This is a genomic window from Adlercreutzia sp. ZJ141 (genome assembly GCF_011038965.1).
GTDB lineage: Bacteria > Actinomycetota > Coriobacteriia > Coriobacteriales > Eggerthellaceae > ZJ141.
In genome coordinates this window covers 13,139-39,285 of record NZ_JAAKEB010000020.1, presented here as the reverse complement: position 1 = coordinate 39,285, position 26,147 = coordinate 13,139, and the positions used below count along the sequence as shown (strand labels likewise).

Annotated in this window: 22 protein-coding genes; 1 reads left to right on the top strand and 21 read right to left on the bottom strand. The window is 50.3% G+C overall.

What is annotated here, in order from left to right:
* Nucleotides 1-113: 113 nt before the first annotated feature.
* Both G7Y44_RS08950 and G7Y44_RS08945 read right to left on the bottom strand, forming a co-directional pair.
* Nucleotides 114-425, bottom strand: coding sequence for a hypothetical protein (locus tag G7Y44_RS08950; protein WP_165249224.1), 312 nt, complete (start codon nt 423-425; stop codon nt 114-116).
* 107 nt (nt 426-532) lie between these two features.
* The gene (locus tag G7Y44_RS08945) at nt 533-3,043 is read right to left on the bottom strand and encodes a hypothetical protein (protein WP_165249222.1); all 2,511 of its coding nucleotides are present in this window, start codon (nt 3,041-3,043) and stop codon (nt 533-535) included.
* A gap of 50 nt (nt 3,044-3,093) precedes the next feature.
* Between G7Y44_RS08945 and G7Y44_RS08940 the strand changes: the two genes are divergently transcribed.
* Nucleotides 3,094-4,269: an ISL3 family transposase gene (locus G7Y44_RS08940; protein WP_165249220.1), complete on the top strand. Its 1,176-nt coding sequence runs from the start codon at nt 3,094-3,096 to the stop codon at nt 4,267-4,269.
* Nucleotides 4,270-4,591: 322 nt separating this feature from the next.
* On the opposite strand, the gene G7Y44_RS08935 is transcribed toward G7Y44_RS08940, so the two are convergent.
* The 19 genes from G7Y44_RS08935 to gpmI form a co-directional block, all read right to left on the bottom strand.
* Nucleotides 4,592-5,152, bottom strand: a complete 561-nt coding sequence (locus G7Y44_RS08935; RefSeq protein ID WP_165249218.1) for a DUF4760 domain-containing protein — start codon at nt 5,150-5,152, stop codon at nt 4,592-4,594.
* Nucleotides 5,139-5,888: an IspD/TarI family cytidylyltransferase gene (locus G7Y44_RS08930; protein ID WP_165249216.1), complete on the bottom strand. Its 750-nt coding sequence runs from the start codon at nt 5,886-5,888 to the stop codon at nt 5,139-5,141. The genes G7Y44_RS08935 and G7Y44_RS08930 overlap by 14 nt, the downstream gene beginning before the upstream one ends.
* Nucleotides 5,889-5,892: 4 nt before the next feature.
* Nucleotides 5,893-7,482, bottom strand: coding sequence for a phosphotransferase (locus G7Y44_RS08925; protein ID WP_165249214.1), 1,590 nt, complete (start codon nt 7,480-7,482; stop codon nt 5,893-5,895).
* Entirely contained in the window at nt 7,482-8,345 is an 864-nt protein-coding gene (locus G7Y44_RS08920) for a LicD family protein (protein WP_165249212.1), read from the bottom strand. Before G7Y44_RS08920 ends, G7Y44_RS08925 begins: the two co-directional genes overlap by 1 nt.
* 27 nt (nt 8,346-8,372) lie before the next feature.
* The gene (locus G7Y44_RS08915; RefSeq protein WP_165249210.1) at nt 8,373-9,635 is read right to left on the bottom strand and encodes an oligosaccharide flippase family protein; all 1,263 of its coding nucleotides are present in this window, start codon (nt 9,633-9,635) and stop codon (nt 8,373-8,375) included.
* A gap of 50 nt (nt 9,636-9,685) precedes the next feature.
* On the bottom strand, nt 9,686-10,816 hold the full coding sequence (locus tag G7Y44_RS08910) for a hypothetical protein (RefSeq protein ID WP_165249208.1): 1,131 nt from the start codon (nt 10,814-10,816) through the stop codon (nt 9,686-9,688).
* Nucleotides 10,797-11,957, bottom strand: a complete 1,161-nt coding sequence (locus tag G7Y44_RS08905; protein ID WP_165249206.1) for a glycosyltransferase — start codon at nt 11,955-11,957, stop codon at nt 10,797-10,799. The genes G7Y44_RS08910 and G7Y44_RS08905 overlap by 20 nt, the downstream gene beginning before the upstream one ends.
* 67 nt (nt 11,958-12,024) lie before the next feature.
* Nucleotides 12,025-13,173 (bottom strand): N-acetyl sugar amidotransferase, encoded by a 1,149-nt coding sequence (locus tag G7Y44_RS08900; protein WP_165249228.1) that lies wholly within the window; start codon nt 13,171-13,173, stop codon nt 12,025-12,027.
* 48 nt (nt 13,174-13,221) lie between these two features.
* Complete coding sequence (gene wecB / locus G7Y44_RS08895; protein ID WP_165249204.1) at nt 13,222-14,385, bottom strand: non-hydrolyzing UDP-N-acetylglucosamine 2-epimerase; 1,164 nt, start codon at nt 14,383-14,385, stop codon at nt 13,222-13,224.
* Between the two features lie 4 nt (nt 14,386-14,389).
* On the bottom strand, nt 14,390-15,586 hold the full coding sequence (locus tag G7Y44_RS08890; protein ID WP_165249202.1) for a polysaccharide biosynthesis C-terminal domain-containing protein: 1,197 nt from the start codon (nt 15,584-15,586) through the stop codon (nt 14,390-14,392).
* A gap of 1 nt (nt 15,587) precedes the next feature.
* Nucleotides 15,588-16,649: a polysaccharide biosynthesis protein gene (locus G7Y44_RS08885; protein WP_165249200.1), complete on the bottom strand. Its 1,062-nt coding sequence runs from the start codon at nt 16,647-16,649 to the stop codon at nt 15,588-15,590.
* Nucleotides 16,646-17,479, bottom strand: coding sequence for a glycosyltransferase family 4 protein (locus G7Y44_RS08880; RefSeq protein WP_165249198.1), 834 nt, complete (start codon nt 17,477-17,479; stop codon nt 16,646-16,648). Before G7Y44_RS08880 ends, G7Y44_RS08885 begins: the two co-directional genes overlap by 4 nt.
* 420 nt (nt 17,480-17,899) lie before the next feature.
* Nucleotides 17,900-18,565, bottom strand: a complete 666-nt coding sequence (locus tag G7Y44_RS08875; RefSeq protein WP_165249196.1) for a PIG-L deacetylase family protein — start codon at nt 18,563-18,565, stop codon at nt 17,900-17,902.
* 14 nt (nt 18,566-18,579) lie between these two features.
* The gene (locus G7Y44_RS08870; protein ID WP_206214452.1) at nt 18,580-19,506 is read right to left on the bottom strand and encodes a methionyl-tRNA formyltransferase; all 927 of its coding nucleotides are present in this window, start codon (nt 19,504-19,506) and stop codon (nt 18,580-18,582) included.
* 3 nt (nt 19,507-19,509) lie between these two features.
* On the bottom strand, nt 19,510-20,112 hold the full coding sequence (locus G7Y44_RS08865) for a sugar transferase (RefSeq protein WP_165249194.1): 603 nt from the start codon (nt 20,110-20,112) through the stop codon (nt 19,510-19,512).
* 13 nt (nt 20,113-20,125) lie between these two features.
* On the bottom strand, nt 20,126-21,370 hold the full coding sequence (locus G7Y44_RS08860; protein ID WP_165249192.1) for a DegT/DnrJ/EryC1/StrS family aminotransferase: 1,245 nt from the start codon (nt 21,368-21,370) through the stop codon (nt 20,126-20,128).
* Complete coding sequence (locus G7Y44_RS08855) at nt 21,360-23,243, bottom strand: polysaccharide biosynthesis protein (protein ID WP_165249190.1); 1,884 nt, start codon at nt 23,241-23,243, stop codon at nt 21,360-21,362. The genes G7Y44_RS08860 and G7Y44_RS08855 overlap by 11 nt, the downstream gene beginning before the upstream one ends.
* Nucleotides 23,244-23,391: 148 nt before the next feature.
* A complete protein-coding gene (gene loaP / locus G7Y44_RS08850; protein WP_165249188.1) occupies nt 23,392-23,904 on the bottom strand; it encodes an antiterminator LoaP in 513 nt (170 codons plus the stop codon).
* Nucleotides 23,905-24,423: 519 nt separating this feature from the next.
* Nucleotides 24,424-26,139, bottom strand: coding sequence for a 2,3-bisphosphoglycerate-independent phosphoglycerate mutase (gene gpmI / locus G7Y44_RS08845; RefSeq protein ID WP_165249186.1), 1,716 nt, complete (start codon nt 26,137-26,139; stop codon nt 24,424-24,426).
* Nucleotides 26,140-26,147 lie beyond the last annotated feature (8 nt).

The following is a 26,147-nucleotide window of genomic DNA, read 5'->3' as shown; positions in this document are numbered from 1 at the left end:
TGCGATCTGGACCATCGCAGGCCCATCATAGGACAGGAAAGCCTTTTTCTGATTCTCATGTCAGCGGTACGGTTTAACCGTCTACCGCACCACAGGCATAGCCTGTGGGTTTCTCACATGGCGCTAATGCTTGTTGCATCCATGTTTAGTACGAAGAAATGCTTGTATCTCGCCCAGTAATCCTCCGATATCAGCGGTAACGATTCGTAAAACGCAACGTTGTTCAATTGACCATCCACAATATATGTCGCAATTTTCTCTATTCCGTCACATATTTCGTCAATTTGCAACGTAATGAGACGTGCAGCATTTCGCTTGGAATCCCTCTTTTGAAAAAAGTACACAAGCGCGGTAGCGATTCCTACAATTACAAGTAGGAAATCAGGAGCCTTGTCAATAAAATAAATAAATACAGAGCCGTTCATTCTCTCTATAATCCTCCCTTGTGTTGGCGAAGAGATTCAACGTAAGGTATTACCCCACTCCCTATCCAAACCATACAGCAAGTCCAAATCGCCTGGTCTACTACAAGTCAGTTCTCTTTCACTTCTGCCGTTTGTTTTCCGTCCCATTTGCCAGAACCCCCTTCTTGCAACCTTCTCCTAAGGGAAATCGCATCATCTGCGATAGCATTAAGACAAGATTGGTATCGACCCTTCCCACCTGGAAACAGCTCGACAAAAAGCAGGGCAGCGTCCTGCGACGGAGAGCGAAGGAGAAAAGAATCCCAAAGTTCATGCGAGATGCCGCCGTCCCTTCGACCCTGCCCTTTGACTTTCCTGCCGAAATAATCTTTTACCCACCACACGGCCAAGCCAACTAACCCCCAGGGAAGAAGTGAAGTCACCACAATTAGATTCTGACGCTGAAGATGCCGAGATAGACGCCTTAACTCGTCTTGCGCTTGCACCTGTGCCCGTTGATCTTTCGGCATCACGTCGTATTTTAAGATTTGCATGCTGAGGTGCTCTGCGTTTTTACGAAGCGGAAAGAGTAGGCTACTTATCTTAAACGCCGCGAGCACAAGAAACGCCGCTAGGACGAGCAGGAGAAAATGTGCCTCCTCCGAGGCTGATGCGTAAAGCTCTAAGGGAAGCATGCCGAGAAAAACTACGATAACCGTTGCAGAGGCTCCGCTCTGAAGCGCACCTAACACTGGGCTGTTCGAAACGATAAGGGAATCATGCTCAGTTATGCCCATCTGCATCAATGCCGCAGCCATTGTTGGAAGAAGGACAAACGCAAACAAAATTCCGAGCATGCCTATCCCCGGCGAAGCGAACGTCGGAAAAAAGCTTCGTCCTGCTCCCGTTGTGGGCATTATGGCTCCAAGGGCAGCAAGATAGCTCCCAATTGTTATTACTGCTGCGATCAGCAGAGTACCAGCGCTGCTATCTCGCCCCCTAATCAGTGCGCAATTAGAAACGAACGACTCACCAAGAAAAACCGCCGCACCAATCGGTACTAGGAGCGACCACGCAAACCACCAGTCGAAAAGAAGAGGTTTACGCAGTCCCGTGGAATAGAAGAACAATGTACTGTATCCCAAAACAAGCAGGAAGAGGGATATCGCATGGCGAATCGACCCGCTGGTACGCCTCGCGACAAAAAGACCCAGAAGAATCATGAAGAGAAGGACTACTAGCGCAGCAAAGCCAACCCAGATGTTTCCAGAACAGGAATCAACAAGCGACAACACCTTGAAATCGCTAGGTCGAAGAGAGAGCATATCGAACAGAAGCATGAACAATGCACCTAGCGACATGAGGCAAATTGACGGGTATACTGCCGCTTGCGCTTGTAGGGTCTGGCATCGGCAATCAATTTTGCCGTCACATTCCGCCTCGACAGTCATAACAAGGTCAACGGCTTTCTTAAATCGGGAGATCATTAATCCGAGCAGCACAAAGGTCAAGAAGAAATGTGCCAGAGCCTCGATAGCTTCTCCTTCGATCGAGGTTCCTGCGAGCTCTCCCCAGAGCAATCCGGCTATCGCAGTCAGAACACCCATAAGCAAATGCTTTCGATCTCCTCCTCCACTCGTGCATACAAATGCAGCTGCTGCTGCAAAGAGCAGAATTGCCACGATGCAGACAACAGCCCCTGAAAAGAGTGCTTTCCCGATCAGAAGACCAGACCCAGCAGTTGCCAGAACAACAAGAGACAGCCCCACTCCTGACAAAACTGCAAAGATATAGTTGCCTGAGATTTCGCGAAGCGACGAGAAGGGAATCGCAAAGGCCGAAGAGAATACACATGCCAAGGAAAAGCCAAACACCGCATACGGCTGAACGGATTCGCCCGGCATAGACAACACGAGAGATAGACCCAAGGAGAACAGCGCGCCCGGGGCGATCATCAGGGAGTCGCGCAGACCCTCAGTTAGCCCTCTCATCATTATATATATAATGATGATCACGATAGCCGGTAGAGTCATTGCCGCAACTGAAAGCCAGGGTTGAGGCAAGACACTTGCGCAATCGTCAAGTACATGCATAGAATAATAGCCCATAACCGCGAACCAGATCAGCATTTCACTATCTCTCAAATGTACAGCCTCGTGCCTACGGTAGATACGCACTCCCGTTAGGAAAAATCGAGATAAGTAATACGAAAAAAAGGCAAAGCAGGCCGAGAAGTAGAGCGCATGGTATATCCCTGCTGCATTGAAATAATGTGCCTGTGGAATAGTCCAGTTCAACCCAATCTCATCATCAGCAATCCAAGTGTACTGTATGAAAAGAGCCCCGATAAAAGCTGCAACTGCAAGGATACTCGAGACATGTCTAATCCTTTCCGACGTAGGGTTTGCGCAAGTCCAAGCAACAAGGGTGCCAGCTCCAACGGTAAGAAACAAGCCATCGCCCCATGTCGCCGCATAGTAATCGTAAAGTCCTGGAAGCCGAGGATCGTACTCACCAAAAAACCAAAACGCATTCAGGGCAACAAAGCCGACAAGGAGCATCGCGAGCGCAGCGAAAAGTCCTTTGGCTAACAAGTTCCACTCATCAGAAGAGGTATAAATCTGGTATCGTCTTGCCATTTTTTCATCCATTCTCAACACAGCAGCATAGCTCCGACGTAAGCTCTTGCGTGAATCCTAAATACCAAGAATACGGTCACGTAACCGTATCGGCTTGCGTACTCGTCATTGACCTGCGGCGTTACCAATGCAAGAAGTGTGGCAAGACATTCTTCGAGCCGCAATCTATCGTATCTGAATGCAGCCCGCACATGACAGTTGATCTTGAGCAGTGGATTGTTTATCAGATAAGGCTTGGGCGCAGTCTCGCCGAGATAACAAGAGAATGCGGTGCTAGTGCTGATATCACTCGTTTGGCAATTGAAGCAGCACCGCTTCCCAAGCTTCACCTGCCAAAACATCTCTGCGTTGATGAATTCCATGCATTCAGTAAAAGGAGGGCGTATCTTAAAGGCAGCCGTCAGTACTGGACAATTTGTGTGGATGGTCAAGATGGCAGACTCATTGACGCACTTGATGGACATGACAAACAAACTCTCGAAACGTGGCTTCGATCCATTCCTAAGCCTGAGCGAGAGCAGGTGGAGTACTTCACCTGTGACATGTTTGATGCCTTCTGGCGCGCAGCTAAGACGCAGCTTCCCAACGCTGTTATTTGTATCGACAAGTTCCATGTCGCATCTCTTGTAAAAGACGCATTCGACAAGGCGCGACGACGCATCGCGAAGCGTCCTGGGAAAAGTACAGCTGATACAAAAGCCATCTGGAAGTTGCTTGTTGCTAACCGTGCAAAGCTCATACAAGCACCTCAAGCGCGAACTTGGCAAGACCAAGCAGCACTTGATAGAGCTGCAACAACACGGCGAAACACAGCCTTTGAAAGAATCGCCAGTGTACTTACAGGTGATGATGCCAACCACCGAGAACTGCGTATGGCATATCTGATGCTTCAGGCCTTCTATGTGTGGGCAGATACAGACTTTGACAACGAACGCGAAATGAAAAGAGCTCTTGGTAACTGGATAAGCCAGGCTCAAAACTGCGGGATTAAAGAGTTTGCTACTGCTGCAAACAGTATCAAGGGTGTAAAGGAATACATCGTAAACGCTTATATGACGGGAAAGACCAACGCTTATGCCGAAAACGTCAACCGCAAGATCAAGGACATAAAACGCCGAGCTTGCGGGTTTACAAACTACAAGAGCATGAGACGTCGCCTTTTGCTTGCATATGGCTATCCCGCACTCGATAAGGGAGGAGTGGCACTGCCCAACCACAACAAGTAGGCCGCAAATTGCGAACCCTCCAACCTTTTGGAGGTGAGGCATTTGGTCTAGATTTTTAAGGTTTAACACCACTATTTTTGAAATTCCCCTGCAAGGGGCTTAGGTAGGTGCGCCCTAATATCGGGCTAATTTAGGTGACTCACCATCGACTTTAATGTGTTTTGCTTTCATTATCGCAGGTCAGGCTAAGCTTTTGCTCGTATCGTCCACGTTAAATCCTGGATACCCTCATCTTTTTTGAAGCTGCTCTATGAAGGGCTTGGGTTAGTGTGCCCTGTTTTACCTGTTCAGACATTAGATTTGGCTATTTTTCCCACACGAATTAAGACTTACCTACTGCATGTAGACTATGCAGCTTATCCATCATTTGAACGCATTGCAAATATATGTCATCCAACTGGGTTCTTTTCTGAAGGTAAGCTGGATAAAACCCTACGGTTTTCCAAGCTTTTATCAACTCCACCCCATACAACTTATCAAAGAATTCGAGATCATATATTCCTTCATTTATATCAGTCGCAAACGGCTCCAGGATGCTAAAATAATCGCGTAGAAGCATATCAAGCTGTCCATCAGGTTCAATCTGAGCTTCCGATAGATTGCTCTCTCCAAGCTCCCCAAGTGACATTTTGTGGAGATGCTCGTCCAATTCTCTTGCTTTCTTTATTATTTGAAAGTGAACCAATTCGTTATACTTATCAAGCGTCTTCTGCTTTTTCTCTCGATTGAATGACTCGCGCGCTGTCTTTGCTTGACTATGAAGCTCATACGCCGCTATTGGAAGACCAAGAAACGTAGCAATATTTGCCAACAACAACAGTAAATCACCAACTACTGAAACGATACCAATTACGCCACAAATAGTTGCTTTAACTAATGTCAAACCCATTTTCTTCCCCAACACCAATACTCGCACAAGACCGACCTGCTAGCAACCAGCCCTTGAACAACCGCAGGTCGTCTTCTGTTGTTATCTTTATATTACTCGTGGAACTTTTGGAGAAATAGATGGGCTCCCCCATTGCAAGCATGAGGCTGGTGGTGTGAGGCTCGACCACCTTCAGCAAGCTACGTCGCACCGCCTCTTCGTAAAGCCAGCAAACGTAACCAAAACGTAGTGCCTGGGGGGAATTGAGGCACATAACTTGATCACGGTCGATAAACTCAGTAGTGCTCACGCCGTCACCCCGGGAAGCCGCCAGGTACACCTGGCTGTGAGCAGGACTTGCGTTGCCATGTTCGGCGCATACGCGAATGGCGTCACTAATGATCTCGTCGCTTACAAAAGGAGATGCCCCGTAGTGAATAAGAATCTGATCGTCATCGGAAATCTTACCTTTGAGATTATCGATGCCACTGATAACAGAATCCTGAAACGTTATTCCACCTTCTGCAATCCAGCGTACATTGGAAATGCCATCTCGTTTAGTGATTTCCTGCAGAACATCCTCATAACCTTTGCGACATACCACCTCAATGGCGTCAATCTCAGGATGCTGATCAAATCGTTCTAAGGTGTAAGAAAGAACCTCTCGTCCAAGCACCTTAATAAATTGCTTAGGAACATCAGCTCCAACACGGCTGCCCACTCCACCGGCAAGAATAATGACAACATTCATCTTCTTAATCTCTTTCTTGATACTTGTCGGGATTGTCGTACATATCAAGAGCAAGCGGCAGATATGTGTTAAGGCCACGCCAACTGGGAAGCATGAAAAAGCCATCTTCGCCAAGAGTATCTTTGAACAGACTCCAGTTAAACCAGTACCATCCGCACAGGGTGTTTACCGCGTAGTGGTGACGGCGTTGCTTGAAAGTGGGTTCCCCGCCCACAAATAGATGCAGTATCTCTTCGTCTTTCTCACGAGAGAGACCATCGCGTATGGTAAGCGTTGCAATGTCATTGTAGGGATCGTTCATGCCGGCGTACTCCCAGTCGATCAGGCAAAGGCTATCCTTACCGACAATCCAGTTCACCGCATAGGTATCGTTGTGACACAACACTTTGGGCACACCATCTAACTCTACATAATGCCAAAGACGTACTAAGGCATCATGCAAGTAAGCAAAACGAGACTGCAGATCACCCTTTTTACTACAAGCAAGACCTTGAAGCCTGTCGCCCTCATCTAAGAGGTTAATGCAATTCTCGCACGTTGCGCCCGAAGCGTGAAACTCCTTTATCTGAGTAATGCCACGAGCTAGATGCTCAGGATTCTCGTAGGAAAACTCGTCTACTGCCTCTATGTAGCGACTCAACTTCCAACCTTGCTCATCAATTGCAATAACACTGGAGTCGATACCTAAATCAACAGCAACCTTTTGGGCTATCACTTCAGCATCGCGCACAACCATGTTCGTACTTGACGCCCCAGGATGGCGATAAACGTACCTGTTTCCATCTACGACAAACGAGAACGAAACGTTGGTAAGCCCTTTGTTTAAGGGTTCGATATCGAGAATTGATTCCCGATTGCATTCCAGTAAGCGGCAGATGTTAGTGATAGCCCGATGACTCACGTTGGCAAGTACTCCTACGTCATCTGCCCTAAAATCAGCCAAGCTGTCAAACTCGCGAAAGCCTTCGGGGGCTAGCTTGCCGTAGAGAGGTAACTCACACGCGTGCCTGCCCCAGAACTGCTCCCAGAGCATACCCTTTACCCCCACGTAGCCACGCTCAGCGTCGTAGAACTTGAAAAGCGAGTCAACGAAACCTTGGGTAAGATAGGCATACCCCACCATGCATAGGCCATTGAGAGCACCAGAGCGGAGGTTACTCAGCCTGCCCTCAGCATCTCGATCCACCACGAGTTCGCGAGCCGCATCGCCTATAGTTGAAACGAGCCGGATCGATCGATCCGGCTCGTCAATGAGAAACGGGTTTGATTCATACCAGTGGTCCGCGCAACATAGGAAGCTGTTCCCAAGCCTATCACGCACAATATCAAGTGATGACAGGTTTGACTCGTCGTTATAGCGTGTGCTTACTACGAGGTTCACATCAAAGTCTTTTTCAAGATAGAAGAACTGCTCTTTCTCGTATCCAATTACAACGGTTATATCGTTGATGCCAGCTTCTTTGAGTTGACGAATCTGCCGCTCGATAAGGACTTCGCCGCGATATTCAAACAAACCCTTTGGCTTATCGTAGAGCGGAGGAAAGAATTTAGATGATTTGCCGGCAGCAAGAATGATGGCTTTCTTGCTACTCATTAGTCACCGTCCTTAATGTAAGCAATGATTCCATGATTCCGTCTCTCTTCAATAGAAGGAATTTGCATATAGTCACCGTAGATGCTTGTTAGGTATTCATCCCATCCGACCATTCCAGGAAACATACGACCTTCGAACTCCAGTGGTACCGTTGAGCTGAACAGCTTTTTTCTGAAACGTTCCCGCTTTCCATAAGGGCCCCATATAACATTAGCGATATATTGGGCCTCTTCGTATGAGGGTCCCTTTTGTGCAAGATTAACGAGTCTCTGTTCTGCCCATTTGTTAATGTGCAATACGCGAGCAGCTGGTGTAAGCACTCGCTTTAACAATGCACGCAATCGCGTCTGACTACTGCCATATATATTGAAATTCCCAATTGTAATCATAAGGATGTTGCGAGCAGAAGCTCGCGCAATGCGCGCGTGTTTCGACTTGTCAGCAAAACACCCATCCAGAGGAAAAACATCTATCCAAGGATGCTGTACTATCGATTGATCGGTACTCGAGTCCCTTACGATCACCCTCGTATCAATAAGTTTTACAAAGGGCATCGGGAAAGCATCTATACTGTAACCAGTAAAAGCATAGGGGCCGATCATTCTATCTTTACGAGCAAAACTCACAATGCGATCATAGTCCGGGCGAGGTACGACAACATCTATATCATCATCCCACGGGATAAACCCCCTATGGCGAACAGCACCAATCAGAGTGCCATATGCCAAGCTATAGCTAATAGCATTATCATCGGCAAACTTATCAAAAGCTCCTAAAATACCAAGTAGACATTGCTTTAGTTCGGTTTTCGATAGCTGACTGTTCTGAATTTCATGTGATTCATCCCTCATTTCAATATACACACCCCACTCATCTGATATCGTTCCACGTCATCTAGACCGATGACGAAGCCTTGCGCCACTTTTAAAAACCAGAGTTCTACAAAACCACACCCTACTCAGACATAGAACAACTTCAGTTATCACTCGTATACCACAGATGATGGGCATAGTCGCCATGCCTAGAAAGGAAACAACCAGTAGAGCTGTAATACAGAATATGCCTGATCCCACTGTAGTAGAGGTCACCTCCCGCACTCTGCCCGCCGCACCCAGCACAGGCCAACCGAACAGCATCGCAAAGAAAGAAAAAAGGAGCACAGGTGACACCGCGACTAGAATCCACGTGCCCTCGAGGTACGCCTCACCACCCAGGACAAGCACAATGATGTCACGTAGATCCACAAAAAAGACTGTCCCGGCCAGAATTGTGGGTAGAGCGACAAGAGCCGTCTTCATGACGAAACCGAAGTCGCAGGACCTAACCATGTGGGGGTACATGCTGTCAACTATCGGAGAGTAGAGGGACTGTACAGCGGACACTGCGGTCATAGCAAGAGACCAGTACGATATCTGCGCAGCGTCTGGCACAACCACGCCAATCAGTAAGGTTGTGAAACCAGAAAACACTGATGCTGCCATGTTCGAGAAGCAATAGAGTGCCGAGTCGCGCAGCTCGGAGAGAACCCGGCGCATCGTGACCCACATAATCACCGTCCCAAAGAGCCTCTTTGAAGTCGCGAATGACCAAGCGAGAGCGATCGCACTTGCAAGGATGTCCAACACGGGGATCCACATGAGGTCAGCAACTGACTTAACAAACACAAAAGTGAGAGCGGTGGAGATACCCTTGGATACGAAGTAGCGCACGGTAATTGGCCTCATGTCCTCATGTCCCTGGAATACGAAGTCAGGAGCCATCGCCCTCCCACACACCGCAGCGAATGCGAGCATGGTATAGTCTAGGTTTGTGGCCGTAATCGGAATGAGACTGGCCACTGCGCAAACAACGAGACCTGATACTACACACAGAACGAGTCGCGCCTGCGTTATAGCGCCGATCGTATAGTTCTCATCCTTGACAGATACAGCTGCAGCTATCTGCTTAGTGCCCGATAGGTTGAACCCAAAATCGATAAACACCTGAGCAAATGTCATTAGCGATAGAACGTAAGCATAGACTGCATACCCGTCCGGTTCCAACACACGCGTGAGATACGGCAGAGTAATCAACGGGAAGAGATACTTAACAACCTGTAGGCCGTACTGCCATGCGGTGTTTCTGTAGAAAGTTATATGTTTGTAATTTCGCAACCTCAAATACTATCGGATTGGATTATTTTATCCATCATCGCAGGACAAGCTTAGCTTTTGATTGAATCCATGCTAATTTCTGAATATCCAGATTCGCCATTACACCCAAGGACAAAATACCAAAATGCAAGAGTTAACATTACCTCTGGACGAAATAGATTACCTTCAACCATGCTGTAAACCAACATGGTTAAGATAAGAGCGAGCTCCATCCATCCTCCACCCTTCGAATAGACTACTATTGCCTTCTGGATGCAGTAAAAGAGAAGCAAGAAGAGTAGAATGCCGTAATTTGCTAGAAGCGTAATATAACAGTTATCTATTTCAATAGGCAAGCCAATCCAAAAAGCAAAAGGAGTTCCAAACAAAGCATTGATTGCTTGCCGAAAAACAGTGAGTCTATAACTCAAAATCAGGTCAAGTGAACTCGTCCCAACATATGGCAACAAAAAGGAGATTACTAAAGTACCATACAGTACTAGACTTGTTATTATGGCGCTCGTTTTTCTTCTACCTTGTTTTTCAAGTATATAGAATAGAGCGCAAGCGAGCAGCATTATAAATCCAATCACAATGGTACTTCTGGAATCCGTCAGCAAATAGACAATGAAGTAAGGTGGCATCAATGCGATCATCCATAAGATTCTTCGACGCCTAAATGTATAAGGCAACACAAGCATTGCCGAAAAGAAAGTTGCAGCCACATTCTCATTATAAAAGCCAAGAGTGTTTCTCAGGCGGCCATCCCAAAAAGTATAATTCCACTGTATTAGCCCAAGCATATAGAGCACACCATACAGAACGATAGATATTACCGTAGTATAAGCAATTGCCCTAATTACCAGATGCTTTTCAAAAGCGCTAGAACTCAAGACAAACAAAACAATAAGAAGAAAATTCAATGCCACAAGCCCATGAAGCAAAACAGAGATAAATGAGAGAATAGCGATAAGCACAACAGGAACTGGCATTCTAAGACGATTGAAATTCAACAGAGAAGACGCTACCAGAAAAAGAGCTGATACAATCCTAGCAGGATCCTTATACGCAACGCTCACGTTCGTATACGCAATAAGACTATTACAATACAGCAAAGCTATCCCCATAAAGAATAACCCATACGCCAAGCTATACATTTTTACAACTGAACCCAACGTATTCTCACTTTTGTTTTGAGACACACTGAGTGCATATCGTATCTTGATAGCTTTGCGTTACGACAGACTTCAAATCACCTAAGTGTATAACGTATTTTTTGGCGTCTTCAGCAGCTTCAACACACGCTGTGCCCTCAACAACAGCTACAGGCGTGCCACAAGCAGCTGCCTCGGCAGTTGTCATGCTGTAGGTTTCCTCAATGCTCGGGTTTATAAACAAGTTAGCAGCGGTGTACGCCTCAGCAAGTTCCGTCGGACTGTCAGTGCACTTGATGCCTACGATACACTTTGGTAGTTCCTTAATTTGCTTTTTGGAAAGACCCACCAGTACAACAGCGTACCGCTCGTCCAGCTCTGCTGCCAATTGAAGAAAGTCATCAAGACCCTTTCGTTCGGTCCAGGGATTCGCCACACCGAGAATCATAAATCGGTCGTCTATACCGTATCGTTCACGAAAGTCGCTCGGAGTAGGCTTGAATACGGTATGATCAATCTGATTGTGATGCACTTCTACAGGATACTTTGATAGAAAGCTCGCTCCTACGAGATCCGCGAGCCACCGCGAAGGTGTATATATCGTCATTCGCTCAGGAGAGATCATCGTGAAGAGTCTCTTCTTATCCTCGAAGTTTCTCTTGCACGCACCTCGTCCAAATGCCTTGGGATATTCCCTCAACTGAGGGCAAGATCTTTCGCATGCACAACAGGAGCGCCACTGCTCACACTTAACCATGGTGAAATACGTGCAGTGACCCGTAAAAGCCCAACAATCATGTAATGTCCAGATGACATTGCATGATTGCGCCGCCAACCAGTTAAACAGCATCTCTACGTTCATGTAGTAACCGTGCAGTTGATGCAAATGCACGGTGTCAGGATTAATCGCGTCAAGCCACTCCAAAAGCCGTTTTGTCTCGCCTTTTGAGTGGAAACCATCTCGATCATCAAGGCGCGAGAGCGCTGCATCTCGCCAGAGCCCCACCTTGGTTGATATCTTAAACTCACGAGGTTGTCCGCTTGCGCCGAACTCATCACCCGACTCGCGTCCTCGTCCCCAAGCTACATAAGAATCCACACCATCAGCCAGCAACGACAAGTGACGATCGTAAACTATCGGCTTGAACCAGCTGTAGGAGTCACTGTGAATCTGAACGTATCCGCTCATTCATGTACCCTCTTAAGAAGCTCCACTTCGGCTGTTCTGCCCGGAAAAGGCCGCTTTTTTTCGAACCCTATTTCCTAATTCGCTTTTCGATGCCGAGAGCCTCGAACAGCTTAATTCCGGTATTGTAAAGCGCCTTCTGGCTTCGGAAACGCTCCGAGCACTTTGGCATCTCGTGGTATTCCATCAGCTCGTCTTCGCTTATTTCAAGTCGTTTTGCAACCTCGGAGAACAGCTCTTTCGCCTCTTCGTCCGTCAGGGGAGACTTCTCCAAAATACGCAAAGCTTCATCTCTGCTCATTTGTCCCGTCATAACCAAGCTCGACAGCTGCGCCCTGCGAATATCGTGCCCAAAACGCGTGGGAACCCACCAACCCTCAAGAAACTTCGTAATTAAATCCTCAAAATGCTTCTGCCCGTAAGGAACATATCCGTATTCGGTTTGAAGGGTTTCCACCATCTGCCTTTTTGTGAAGTGAACGAGGTTCAACGGCTTGATCGTTTTCACGCCGTATATATAAGGAAGAACAACTTTGTGCTTGAAACCATTGGTAAACGTGTACTCTTTTATGGGTATAGTACAGTGCTTTCTGATCACATCCTTCATGTAGGTACTATCCCCCGTAGGACCTCCGTCTTTTCCCCAGGAGGCCGGGTCGGCAACGACTTCGGTGCAGATGTTGTAGCCGTTGAGTATGTATTTGACCCCAAGCTCTCGAGAATACCTGTCAATAAGGGCAATAAACGCGTGATCCTGGGGAGAATCGAGGTTCTCCATTCCAGTGCGAAACCAAGCCAATTGCATTTCCCGCATCTCATCCCAGTTCATCTTCTCGACATGAAGATCTACGCCTAGTTTATCGGTTACTCTTTTGACGTTCTCCTCGGCAACAGGGAGGTTCCATCCCGCATCGATATGGAACACGAACGGTCGAAGCCCCCATTCTCTAACCGCAAGATGGAGCATATAAGTACTGTCCAGGCCACCGCTTAGCCCAAGGATGCAATCATAAGGTTTGCTCGCGCCTTTTGATTTGATCTCGTTCAATAGCCCGCTTAGTTCTTCTTCATGGCCCTTTCCGTAGTTCCACTCGGGCAAAATTCGGGTTTCATACTCGATGCAGCGATTACATACACCATTGACGTTGAATGAAATATCTTCGTCGGTCGTATCCATGACGCATTTCTTACAAACTTGGTATTCTCGTTCTTCACTCATCATTTTTCCCAATCATTGCAGTCTTCAATGCCCAACATCATTGCCACTTCAAAGAACCTTCCTCCACACCATCTTGTTCACCACGCCCGTGTAGGACTGGATGATCTTGACCACCTTGTCGGAGACGTTTTTGTCGGTATAGTCAGGGACCGGGATACCATGGTGGTCGTCGGTCTCCATGGCTACAGCTAGATCCACCGCTTGCAGCAGGCCCCGTTCATCGATTCCCGAGAGAATAAAGCATGCCTTGTCAAGCGCTTCAGGGCGCTCGGTGCTCGTTCTTATACATACCGCTGGGAAAGACTGGCCGACACTCGCGAAGAAAGAAGACTCTTCGGGCAGCGTCCCTGAGTCGGAAACGACACAGAAGGCGTTTGCCTGCAGGCAGTTATAGTCATGGAAACCCAGTGGTTCATGCATGCGCACGCGGGGGTCAAGTTTGAAACCGGAAGCTGCCAGGCGCTTGCGGCTTCGCGGATGGCAGCTGTAGAGGACAGGCATATCATACTTGGCAGCCATGGCGTTTACGGCAGAGAACAGGCTCTCGAAGTTTGTCTCAGTGTCGATGTTTTCTTCCCGGTGGGCACTAAGTAGGATGTAGTGACCTTTCTCGAGTCCGAGCTCTGTATGAATGTTGCTTGAGTTGATCTTACTGAGATTCTTGCTCAGCACCTCAGCCATGGGGCTTCCTGTCACATAGGTATGCTCAGGAGCACAGCCGGCGTCCTTGAGGTAGCGCCTGGCGTGTTCTGAGTATGCAAGGTTTACATCCGATATGACGTCGACAATTCTTCGGTTCGTCTCTTCCGGCAAACATTCATCCTTGCAGCGATTGCCTGCCTCCATGTGAAAGATAGGGATATGCAACCTCTTGGCACCGATGACCGATAGACACGAGTTGGTGTCACCAAGCACCAGCACCGCATCAGGCTTGATCTCGGTCATGAGCTGATAACTCTTCGCAATGATGTTGCCCATAGTCTCGCCGAGGTCGGTGCCCACGGCATCCAGATACACATCAGGGTCGTCAAGCTCCAGGTCATGGAAGAACACACCATTGAGGTTGTAGTCGTAGTTTTGTCCTGTATGAGCAAGCAGGGTATCAAAGTACCTGCGACACTTCTTGATGAGCTCGGACAGTCGGATGATCTCGGGGCGGGTGCCCACGATGATGAGGAGTTTCAGCCTGCCGTCATTCTTGAAGGACGCCACGGGTTTACACCTCCTCGTAGTATGTGTCGGGATGCTCCGGATCGAAAACCTCGTTGCAAGTCATTACCGTAATCAGATCCTCAGTGTCAGAGAGGTTGGTTATGTTGTGAGTCCAGCCGGGAACCATGTATACAGCTTCAATCTTGTCGCCCGATACTTCGAACTCAGCTGTTTCACCAGTGTTGATATTGCGTTCTTGGATGAGTCCATGACCCTTAACCACAATAAAGAGCTCCCACTTAGAGCTGTGCCAGTGTTGGCCTTTGGTGACGCCAGGCTTAGATATGTTGACAGATACCTGGCCGCAATCTCGGGTATGAATCAACTCGGTAAAGCTTCCGCGATTGTCGACGTTCATTTTGAGCGGGTACTTGAACCTCTCTGCGGGTAGGTACGTAAGATAGAGTGAGTAGAGCTTTTTCTCGAAAGAGCATTCCGGCATCTTCGGCATCAGAAGCGTTTCGGACTGAGTTTTATACACTTGAAGGAGTTCCACGATACGCCCCAAGGTCACCTTATGGGTGATCGGCACGTAACAGTAGCGGCCTTCATCGGTCGGCGCCACCTCTACCCCATCGTACTCACAACGTTGTTCCTTACCTTCCAGAAGGTCAAGCATGCCCTTAATGAGATCGTCAATGTAGAGAAGCTCAAGCTCTACATTCGGATCGCTCACCTCGAAGGGTTCATCGTTTGCTATAGCCCAGCAAAAGGTTGACACAGCCGAGTTGTAATTGGGGCGGGAATGCCCCATGAGGTTCGGGAAGCGATAGATCGCAACCTTGGCACCGGTTTCCTTACCGTAGGTAAGGAAGAGCTCTTCACCGGCTCGTTTGGAACGGCCGTACTCGCTCCCTTCGAACCGACCGGCAAGTGTTGCCTGGACAGATGATGCCAACATGACTGGGTAGGTGTTTCCGGCAGCCTTAAGCTCGTTCAGAAGATCGCTTGCAAACCCGAAGTTGCCCGCCATGAACTCGATAGGATCCTTCGGGCGGTTCACGCCAGCAAGGTTGAATACGAAGTCACATGCCTTACAGTAAGCCCTGAGTTCTTCAGGAGTTGAGTTCAAGTCGTACTCGAATACCTCGTCGATTTTGAGGTTCGGTCGAGTACGATCTTTGCCATCTCGCAAGTTCTTAAGCGTACGGCAAAGCGCAGTTCCCACCATGCCCTTGGCTCCGGTAACGAGAACTTTCACGCTACTGCACCGCCTCGTACTCTCGACCTTGCAAAGCAAGCTGGATATACTCGGCGGTTTTGATCTTTGCGACAGTACCAGCAACATCCAATCGGGTAGTGTTGTGTGAGGTGTATGCTTCTGTCGCCATTGTCTTTACGTCACCATCCACTACGAACTTGTCGTAGTTAAGATCGCGTGTGTCAGCGTGTACTCGGTAGTAGTTGCCCATATCCTCAGCGCGAAGTCTCTCTTCGCAGGTCATAAGTGTCTCAAAGAGCTTCTCACCATGACGAGTTCCGATAACTTGGGTACCAGTGTGTCCGAACACCTCTTGCACCGCCTCGGCAAGGTCGGCGATAGTGGAAGCCGGAGCTTTTTGGATGAAAAGGTCTCCTGGGTTTGCATGCTCAAAAGCGAAACAGACAAGATCGACCGCCTCATCTAAGTTCATGAGAAAACGTGTCATGTTGGGGTCGGTTATCGTAAGTGGCAGACCCTTACGAATACGATCGATGAAGAGCGGGATTACACTTCCCCTCGAACACATGACGTTGCCATAACGCGTGCAGCAGATGGTGGTTCCTGCTGCAGCCCCGTTTCTCGCGTTGGCGTAAATGATTGACTCCATCATAGCCTTAGACTTACCCATAGCATTAATGGGGTATGCCGCTTTGTCGGTGGACAAACACACCACGCGCTTAATCCCTTCAGCAATAGCTGCATGAAGCACATTGTCAGTACCAATAACGTTTGTACGTACGGCTTCCATGGGGAAGAACTCACAGGATGGCACCTGCTTGAGTGCTGCCGCATGAAACACGTAGTCCACACCTCGCATGGCGTCCCGAACACTTTGTGAGTCGCGCACGTCCCCGATGAGAAAACGCACTTTGCGAGCTGCATCAGGACTTACCCGCTGCAACCTGTGGCGCATGTCGTCTTGCTTCTTCTCATCACGGGAGAAGATGCGTATCTCGCCCACATCAGAGTTGAGGAAGTGCTTCAGTACCGTGGAGCCGAACGAGCCGGTTCCACCAGTGATCATGAGAGTCTTTTCGTTGAATGTTTTAGAGTCAATCATTTAACGTGCTCCATGATCTTCTCGTATGAACGTTCTGCCGTGTAGTTTTCCTCGAAGTACCGACGACCCTTTTCCCCCATTTGCCTTAACTCCCGAAAAGAGAGGGTTTCACATGCCTTGAGGAACTTGGCTTCATCAACGCTGTCTACCTTCACGCCGAACCCCTCAGCTTCAGCCAGCGTTCCTATGTCGCTCACCTCATCAGTCGCAGCAATGTAGGGAATCTCTGCCTGCAAATACGACAAACTACGAGAAGGAAAATTGGGAATAGTGAAGCGATGATCGAGCAGGATGATGCCGCAGTCAGAAGCCTGCAAAAGAGAGTCAAATTCCTCTCTTGACAGGTAGGGAAACAGCTTTGCGCTCTTCGGCTTCTCCTTATCAAAGTAATCCTCAAGGTAATGCCGTTCGGTTCCGTCACCCGCAATAGCGAAATAAACGTTGCCACGCACCTCATTGAGTTTCAATACCCGAATGAGGAAGTCGATAGCCTGCGGTTTTCCGAGGTTGCCACCGTACGTGAAGAGACGAGTATCGGTGGGGATACCAAACCTCGCACGCAAGGCAACCCTGTCAACGTCGGGCATATCCCGAGGAATCAGGCTATTCGGGTTGACCTCAACCTTATCAGGATCAAGCCAAGACTCATACTTAACGAGATAGCGACGGTTTGCCTCGGACATACAGCCGATGAAGTCGGATACCTCATAGGTCTTCCGCTCAGTGCGCTTGAAGTATCGATAGATCAGGCCCTTAACCCCATCCTTGGACAACATGCCCAGATCAAGGGAGTTCTGTGGGAAGATATCCTTGAGCAGAAGATACGTCATAGCATCGTGCTTTGCCTTAAGCTTCCCTATCAATCCACCCAACGTGGTGGGTGGCGTCGGGTATAAGATGAGGTCGAAATGAATCCCTGCAAAGTGTTTTTTTATCGCTGACAGGAACTGTCTCTCAAGCCTCAGTTGCGAGATCCCCTTCTCCACTAAGCCACACTTCTGCAGGTTTCCGGTGCGAACATCAAGAATTCGAACCCCATGAGAAATAAGGGATTCAGTATTCTTACCAGATCGCCTTTCAACTGGGTTCACTACATACACTTGATGCTGATGTAACCTGAACGTCTTGAGGAGATCCCCATATATACTTTGGCCGTCTAAGTTCCCTATTCCAGCCACACTCATAAACAAGACGTTCACAAGCAGCGCCTCGTCCCAAAATACGCATATACCATGTTCGGTTTTCTAGATTTAACGCACAATTTCACGAATCACCGAAAACGCCTCAGCCGCTTGAACATTAATAGTAGAGCCTCTCAGCTTTGCGAGAGCCTCGACAGCTTCGATGGATCGAGGACATGGAAACGGTGCTACCTGAGACTCAAACTTTGCTAGGGCATGCAGCTTCAAATCCTTGTACGAACTGATGTCGATAAAGCAATTCGGCATGAAGGACGTTGAGGAATGAGGAATGTTCCATTCCGTCTCACTCAGAGTCTCATAGGACAGGATCTTTCTGACAGAGTAGTCACCACGCGGCCTGACAGCAACCATGACCGCCTCGCTAACCAAACCATGGTCTCGCTGCATGTCTCCAAAATGCGGGATAAAAACCAATTCAGGTCGCACTGTATCCAACACCCAGGAAACGCTCCCGTTTAGCTCATAGCGATGAGACTCTTCGAGCATCGCTGCGGGAAAGTCGAGGTAGAAGACGTCAGTAACGCCGAGGATCTCATGGGCCGCAGCTTGCTCGTTCCTTATTCTACTAACACCTTTCTCGGAAAAGAGGGGCTCCACACCCTTTGTCACTACGCAAACGTAAACACTGCATCCCTCATGAGCTAATCTAGCAATGGTTCCCCCACAGCCAAGAACCTCGTCATCAGGGTGAGGTGCGAATACGAGCACGTTCATTTGTCCACCAACTGTCATTTCAGTTTATGTCCTACAAGCAAACGCACGTTATCTTCGCTCTCGAAGTCGGTGATGTGCAGCAATCCGTCCACGCATACAACCCCAAAGCCAGTTTGATCCACGTAGGCTATCTGGCCAGGAATTCCTATATACTTGCTGTTCTCCCTGGCGTCAGCACGCCAGATGGTCACCTTATGAACACCGTCATACATGCCGAACGCGCCCGGATAAGGATGGGAGACCCCCCTAACGAGGCGATGGATTTCGCAAACAGGCCGGGACCAGTCGATGAGCCCGTCTTCGGGCGTCCTCTTCAGTAGGTAGCTCGCCTGCGACTCGTCTTGTTTCACGACGTCTACAGGCGTATGGGATAACTTCTCGATAACGCGATCCGTAAGTGGAACCATGGCCTCAAGCAGCTTATTTCCAACGTCCTCTGCGTAGTCGTCTTCACCAATCTCGTAAGACTCCTGCGCGATTATATCCCCAGAGTCCATTCCCTCATCAAGGAAGAACATCGTGCAAGCAGTTTCGCGAACACCGAGGAGCACTTGCCACACCATCGCAGCACGTCCTCTGAACTTCGGCAATGGCGTCGGGTGAAAACCTATGGCACCCCCCTTAGCGGCGTTAATGATTCTCGAGCCGACGATCTGAGAGAAGCCGACCGCAAAGATGTAATCGGGCTTGATTTCCTCCATGATCCGAACGTTCTCATCATCGTTGATCTTTCGGAACTTCTTGTAGGGAATTCCGTTCGCTTCCGCCAACTCATGCAGGGGACAGTAGCCGGACACGTTCTCACTGATCGCTTCATCCAAACAAAAGACCATCGCGATCTCCACGTTCGCGCGCATAAGCCGCTCGACAACAACCTTCGTTGAGACAACTGCGCCTATCACCACTACTTTCACCGAGTAAACACCCCTTGGGTCGTTCAATGGCTATCTCTCAACGTTCATTGGAAGTCGCCTGAACCTATCCTCACCGAACAAGACAATGAAGACCGTCTTCATAAGGATCTTAAGATCAAGAAGAATCGAGAAATGATCTATATAGTAGACGTCGTAGAGAATCCTATCATCCCAGGTCAAGCTGACGTTGCCGTTCGTCTGAGCAAGACCGGTCATACCAGGAAGCATCTCGAGTCGGCGTCTCTGGAAGTCGTCATACTCTTCTACCTGGCTTTTGAAAGTAGGACGCGGTCCCACGCAAGACATATCGCGCTTCAGGACGTTCAGTAGCTGAGGTGTCTCGTCGAGCTTCAATCGTCGCAAAACACTTCCCAGAACAGTGAGCCGATCAGTGTCTTTCGAGACGTCAAAGGCCTTCTCTGCCTCAACGTCAACTCTCATCGTTCTGAATTTCAGTATCTCGAACTCCTCGCCATTTTTTCCAGCACGAACTTGTTTAAAGAACACCGGTCCCGGCATGGTAAGTTTTATCAATACAGCAATGAGTACCCACCAAGGCAGCAAGACAATAGAAAGACACGCGCTGAAAACCACATCGAAGATTCCTTTTATCAGCAGATTAACGATCCGCATCAGCACTCATCTACTAAAAGCACCTCTTGATGACCTCAATGATCGCTTCCTGCTGTTCTGGAGTCATCTTGTTATCGGAGGGTAAACACACGCCACGCTGGAAGATGTCCATTCCTACGTCGAGTGTTTCACCTTCGATGTAGGCATTCGTACGTGCCCTTCCGTCGCCGTTGCGGGTTACGAACGAGTTGCTACGATAGATCGGTTGCATGTGCATGGGCTTCCAGATGGGGCGGCCTTCTGCGTTGATTGCAGCCAGTGCGTCTAGAATCTCATGAGGGCAGCTCTTGCCAGGCTCACTCACATACAGGACATCCCGCTCACCGCGCACCTGTCGGCACATAGCGTTTTCATCGATTAGCAGGCAGGAGAGCCAGAAGTTCGGTTCGGAATTCTCAGAGTCGTAAGGATTCATAGAAACAGGAAGATTCTTGAGACCTTCCTTGTAGCGCTCGTAGATAGCCTTTTTCTGAGCAATGTGCTCTTCGAGGTAGGGTATCTGCCCGCGAACTACGCCGGCTATCACATTGCTCATGCGATAGTTGTAGCCCAGTTCTTCATGCTGGTACCAGGGAGCGGCTTCTCGTGCCTGAGTTGACCACTTGCGAACCTTGTCGGCTGCTTCCTTTTTGTCAGTAAGCAACATGCCACCAGACGAGCCGGTTATGATCTTGTTTCCGTTGAAGCTGATGCAGTTGATATCTCCGAAGGTACCGGTCTGCTTGCCCTTGTAGGTGGCACCGAGCGACTCGGCAGCATCTTCAACAACCACAGCACCGTGAGCCTTCGCCACCGCCACTATCTCGTCTATCTTGCCGGATACACCGTAGAGATGCGCCACTACCACAGCCTTTGCTTCGGGGTGCGACTCGAATGCGCGCTCAAGAGCAACTGGGTCCATGTTCCAAGTGTCGCGCTCGGTATCCACAAATACGGGCACGCCGCCTTCGTATACTACGGGGTTCACTGTGGCATCGAAGGTCATATCACTGCAGAGAACCTTATCCCCCGGCTTCACACCGGCGAGTTTCACTGCTAGGTGTAGTGCGGCCGTGCCACTCGAAAGAGCCACAGCGTGCTTGCAGCCAACCTTTTCGCAGATGAGACGCTCAACTTCGTTGATGTTCTCGCCAACCGTTGACATCCAGTTTGTCTCGTATGCCTCGGTGATGTAGCGCAGCTCATCACCGTGCATGGTGGGTGAACTCAGCCACACCTTCTGCTCGAAAGGCACAATGCCCTCAAGTCTACGCAGCATGTGTATCCGTCTTCCCGTCATGCAATTCGGGCTGGTAGGTCGGCACTGCTTCGGCGAGCACACGCTTGATGGCGTTGTTCGTACCGTTCAGGCTACCTTCGAGTAATTCGATGCGCGCACGCACGTCATCGACCTCAGGTGCTGATGCACGGCTTACAGTTATGCCTGGGTTGTCGGTAGGCAGCGGCTCGTCTTCATCCATCAGCAGCTCTTCGAACATCTTCTCGCCGGGGCGCAAGCCTGTCTCGACAATCTGAATATCGCGGCCGGGTTTAAGCCCCGAAAGCCTTACCAGGTTCTCCGCTAAATCCCAAATGCGCACAGGTTCACCCATGTCTAGGATGAATATCTCTCCCCCACGAGCCAGCGCACCAGCCGCTATAACCAATCGACTTGCCTCGGGGATGGTCATGAAGTAGCGGGTAATGTCCTTGTGCGTAACCGTAATAGGCCCACCATCGCGCAACTGGCGCTTGAACAGCGGTATCACGCTACCGTGGCTACCTAATACGTTGCCAAAACGCACGGCGGCAAACACCGTGTCACTCATACTCGCGTAACACTGCACAATCATTTCGCACATGCGCTTGGTAGCACCCATAACGTTTACAGGGTTCACCGCCTTGTCGGTTGATATCAGGATGAAATGCGTGCAGCCTTGCTCGTGTGCGATGCGTACAAGGTTCAGTGTGCCAAACACGTTGTTTTCTATGGCTTCGCGCGGGTTCGCCTCCATAAGCGGCACGTGCTTGTGTGCCGCCGCATGAAACACCACTTGTGGCTTGTGGTCGGCAAAGCACTTTTGAAGCGCAGGCATGTGGGTGATTGACCCTATTTCCACCGCAATTTGCACACCTAAATCAGCCGCCTGGCCTTTCACCTCGTGCAGTAGTTCATAGGTGGTGTTTTCGTAAATATCAAACAAAACAATCTTCACGGGCTTAGCGGGCAACAGCTGACGCACGAGCTCGCTTCCAATGGAGCCTCCCCCACCTGTTACCAACACACGCTTGCCCGCCACGTAAGCCATCTGACCCAGGTTAAGCTCCACTTCGTCACGGGCAAGCAGATCGGCCACTTCAACCTCGCGCAGCACTGCTTGATCTAGCTCTCCTGCGGGGATGTCCTTAATATCGGGCAGCGTGAGTACCCGAAGCTCTGTTTTCATGCACTGCGCCAAAACCCGGTCGCGCTGTTCCCGCGTTGCGGAGGGTATCGCTATAACAATCTGCTCGACGCCGAGCCGCTTCGAAAGTGCTTCAATGTCGTCACACGTCCCCATAACCTTTACGCCATGCACGTAGGTACCAAGCTTTATTCGATTGTCATCAACAAGTGCAACTGGACAGCCCACGATGCTCTGATCGCACGACAGCATGCGCTTTACCGTCATAGAGCCGCTTTCCCCCGCACCCACCACAAGTGTACGTGGCATACCCTCAGATGATGCTCCGAAAAGCGACCAGCTCTTACGTCCCGAGTACACACGCAACGCAAAACGCGCCGCCGCCGTAACGCCCAGGAAGAGCAACCATGCAACCACATACACGCGCAGCGGAAGACGTGCTCCCAACAGGCCATAACCTAAGATGCTACCCGCCAGCGACGACAAGAACGATGCTGAAATGAGCCGCATTGCTTCATCAATGCTGGCATATTCCCACAGGCAGCTGTACATGCGACACGCTGCGTAGACAACAACGTTTACCAGGGCGAAAAAGGCGATGTGACCAAACGAGCTGGGTTGCGCCAGCGCTCCACCCACCTGTGTGCCCCACGCTGCCACAGCGTAGGCCGCAAACGTAGCCACTGTATCTATGAGCACGAGTGGCAAAGCTCGCAAGAATCCTCGTTTTGTAAGCTTGCTTGTCATACTTCTGAGTTTCGTGGGTTTAGCCTGGTCCTGAGCATAAGTAGGGACGCAGATAGCCTGCGCCCCATAGCTTCCGCCACTATCGCGCGTTGCTGGCTCTCAATGCCCCCCCCCCCGAGCTGCGCTTGGATCATGCGAGTTGTTTCGCTCATGCGGTTTTCCTCACGATTTCCAGGCCCACGCTTGCAGGGACAGTGCGGCCGAACAGCTTTACGTCTAAGTATGCGCGACGCTTGTGACGGTCGATCTTTCGGATGCTGCCTTCAAACCCCATCAGCGGGCCGCGCGTGACCGTTACCTTATCGCCGGTGATATACCCTTCGCTCATGCGCACCACGTGGTTTCCGTCCATGAACGACAAAAACCAGTCGCGTTCTTTATCGGTAAGCGGGAAGTATGCGTTTTTCTCGTTTCCTAAGATGCGGATAGGCATGGGCACCCGCAAAAGCTGTTTGTGTAGCTCTTTGGGGTCGTCGCTTACGAAGAATACATATCCTGAAAACAGCAGACGGTGCACCAGCCTCCATTCGCCGCGCACTTTCCACATGGTTTCGTACTCGGGCACGAAGCAATCTTCCATGGCTTGCGGTGAAACCATGAGCTTGCACAGGTTTCTCGTGGCGGTCTCGCGACCCGCCTGCACCTGTGCCACGTACCACATACCCGCCTGCTCCTTTTCTGCTGCTCTACTGTTTGCTTGTCAAACGTCCGTCGAATAAAAAAGAGAGGGTGAATAGCTGCACTACCGCCCATGCGGCGGCTGCTTTCCTAAGCACAACGAAGCTATTCACTCTCTCTTCGATCGACGGAACGCGCTTTGCGACGATTTCGCCATCTCAAGATATGTATGGGGGTGGGGTAAGTCACCCCTTGCGGCCTTACGGTCGCCGTGCCTGATTGTTGTATAAACACAACACCTGCGGCACAAGAACACGCAGTGCAAATGCATCTGTGTGCTCTGTTTCAAGAACTTTCGACGCCATATTATACCGATATGTCGCACTTGAACAACAGTTTGTCAATGAAATTCGACATTTTTTCAAGGCATTACGACATACGGCTCACACACAAGAATACGCTTGCGCCGTCCACGGTAAGACGGCGCAAGCGCTCGGATAATTAGGTTATTGAAGGTAGGTTTGTAGGCCCTCTGATAGCGCTGTTTGATACGCGATGACCGCTACGCGATAAGGCTTGTTCCTGTCATAGCGGCAGGCGCTTCCACACCAATAAGGTTAAGCAGCGTGGGTGCGATGTCGCAAAGCGCCCCTACCCCACCACGCAGCGATCGGGCAGCACCGGTATAGTCAGCCAGCGCAAGCGGCACGAGCGCTGTAGTGTGAGCCGTGTGCGGCGAGCCGTCGTCGGCGAGCATTTTATCAGCGTTGCCATGGTCAGCCGTTACCAGCGCCACACCACCTGCACGTTCGATAGCGGCAAGCACCTTCGCCACTCCTGTATCTACCGCCTCGACCGCAGCCACTGCTGCAGGGATTACGCCGGTGTGCCCCACCATGTCGCAATTCGCAAAGTTGACAATGTACACGTCGGCTTCACCCGCATCGATGGCAGCAGCCAGCGTATCAGCCACTTCAGGTTCGCTCATTTCGGGCTGCAAGTCGTAGGTTGCCACCTTCGGGCTGGCAATGAGCGAGCGTTGCTCGAGTTGCTTCGGTTCTTCGATGCCTCCATTTAAGAAGAAGGTAACGTGTGCGTACTTTTCGGTTTCGGCAATGTGGTACTGCCGTAGCCCTTCGCGTGCCAGCACATCGGCTAGCACGTCGGCCGGGAATTCCTTCGCAAATGCCACCGGCGCAGGAATGTCGGGGTCGTATTCGGTAAGGCACACGAATTCCACCTGCGGGGTACTCGTGCGCGTAAAGCCCGTAAACGCTGGGTCGACAATGGCACGCGTGAGTTCGCGCGCGCGATCGGGCCTGAAGTTGAAAAACACCACAGCATCGCCATCTTGCACGCCGCGGCTAGAAAGCGCCACTGGCTCTACGAATTCGTCGGTGATTCCGGCGTCGTAGGAGGCGGCCATGGCGGTGACTGCGAGGGCTTCGGAGGTGGTGGCGCGGTCTTCGGCTTCAGGCACAGTGGCATCGGCTGCGTCGCCCGCACTGACTGCGCTGGCGAGTGGGCTGGCTTCCACTACAGCTCGCCAGGCCCGTTCGACACGTTCCCAACGATTATCGCGATCCATGGCGTAGTAGCGACCCGACACGCTGGCAATTTCCATGCGGCACGCTGGCGCGGCGGAAGCGGCCGCGCTTTCGCTCACAGCCTCAGCAGCACCCGGGTCGGCACCTTCCGCAGCACTCGCGCCAGTACCCTCAGCGGCAATAGCCTCCATTTCGCGCACGAGTTCTTCCATATAGCCCTTACCACTTTTTGGCGGAACGTCGCGGCCGTCCATGAAGCAGTGCACCATCACGTGTTTCACGCCAGCATTGCGCGCAGCACGCAACAGAGCGTATAGGTGAGCGTTGCTGGAATGCACACCACCGTCGGACAAAAGCCCCATAAGGTGCAGCGCCGCGCCAGGCTTGCGCGCCGCCTTAAACGCCGCTGCAAGCACGTCGTTTCGCGCGAGCAAGCCGTTAGCACACGCATTATTAATGCGCGTAAGTTCCTGAAACACCACGCGTCCCGCACCGATATTGAGGTGCCCCACTTCGGAGTTGCCCATCTGGCCATCGGGCAGACCAACGGCCGCACCTGACGCTTCAAGCTTCATGAACGCGCCAGGTTTTGCAAACAGCTCATCTAAACACGGCGTGGCCGCAAGCGATATGGCGTTTCCTGGCCCCGGCTGCTCAAGACCGAAGCCGTCCATGATAATAAGGCACGCCGGCGCGAACGGAGCCGTGTCCTTCGCTTGCAAGGAAGACATAACCAATG

What these genes read in the sequence shown, in the direction of transcription:
- G7Y44_RS08950 (WP_165249224.1), bottom strand. Translation starts at nt 425, where the DNA reads ATGAACGGCTCTGTATTTATTTATTTTATTGACAAGGCTCCTGATTTC.
- G7Y44_RS08945 (WP_165249222.1), bottom strand. Translation starts at nt 3,043, where the DNA reads ATGGCAAGACGATACCAGATTTATACCTCTTCTGATGAGTGGAACTTG.
- G7Y44_RS08930 (WP_165249216.1), bottom strand. Translation starts at nt 5,888, where the DNA reads ATGAATGTTGTCATTATTCTTGCCGGTGGAGTGGGCAGCCGTGTTGGA.
- G7Y44_RS08925 (WP_165249214.1), bottom strand. Translation starts at nt 7,482, where the DNA reads ATGAGTAGCAAGAAAGCCATCATTCTTGCTGCCGGCAAATCATCTAAA.
- G7Y44_RS08905 (WP_165249206.1), bottom strand. Translation starts at nt 11,957, where the DNA reads ATGAGCGGATACGTTCAGATTCACAGTGACTCCTACAGCTGGTTCAAG.
- G7Y44_RS08900 (WP_165249228.1), bottom strand. Translation starts at nt 13,173, where the DNA reads ATGAGTGAAGAACGAGAATACCAAGTTTGTAAGAAATGCGTCATGGAT.
- G7Y44_RS08885 (WP_165249200.1), bottom strand. Translation starts at nt 16,649, where the DNA reads ATGATTGACTCTAAAACATTCAACGAAAAGACTCTCATGATCACTGGT.
- G7Y44_RS08880 (WP_165249198.1), bottom strand. Translation starts at nt 17,479, where the DNA reads ATGACGTATCTTCTGCTCAAGGATATCTTCCCACAGAACTCCCTTGAT.
- G7Y44_RS08875 (WP_165249196.1), bottom strand. Translation starts at nt 18,565, where the DNA reads ATGAACGTGCTCGTATTCGCACCTCACCCTGATGACGAGGTTCTTGGC.
- G7Y44_RS08865 (WP_165249194.1), bottom strand. Translation starts at nt 20,112, where the DNA reads ATGCGGATCGTTAATCTGCTGATAAAAGGAATCTTCGATGTGGTTTTC.
- G7Y44_RS08860 (WP_165249192.1), bottom strand. Translation starts at nt 21,370, where the DNA reads ATGCTGCGTAGACTTGAGGGCATTGTGCCTTTCGAGCAGAAGGTGTGG.
- G7Y44_RS08855 (WP_165249190.1), bottom strand. Translation starts at nt 23,243, where the DNA reads ATGACAAGCAAGCTTACAAAACGAGGATTCTTGCGAGCTTTGCCACTC.
- loaP (WP_165249188.1), bottom strand. Translation starts at nt 23,904, where the DNA reads ATGTGGTACGTGGCACAGGTGCAGGCGGGTCGCGAGACCGCCACGAGA.
- gpmI (WP_165249186.1), bottom strand. Translation starts at nt 26,139, where the DNA reads ATGTCTTCCTTGCAAGCGAAGGACACGGCTCCGTTCGCGCCGGCGTGC.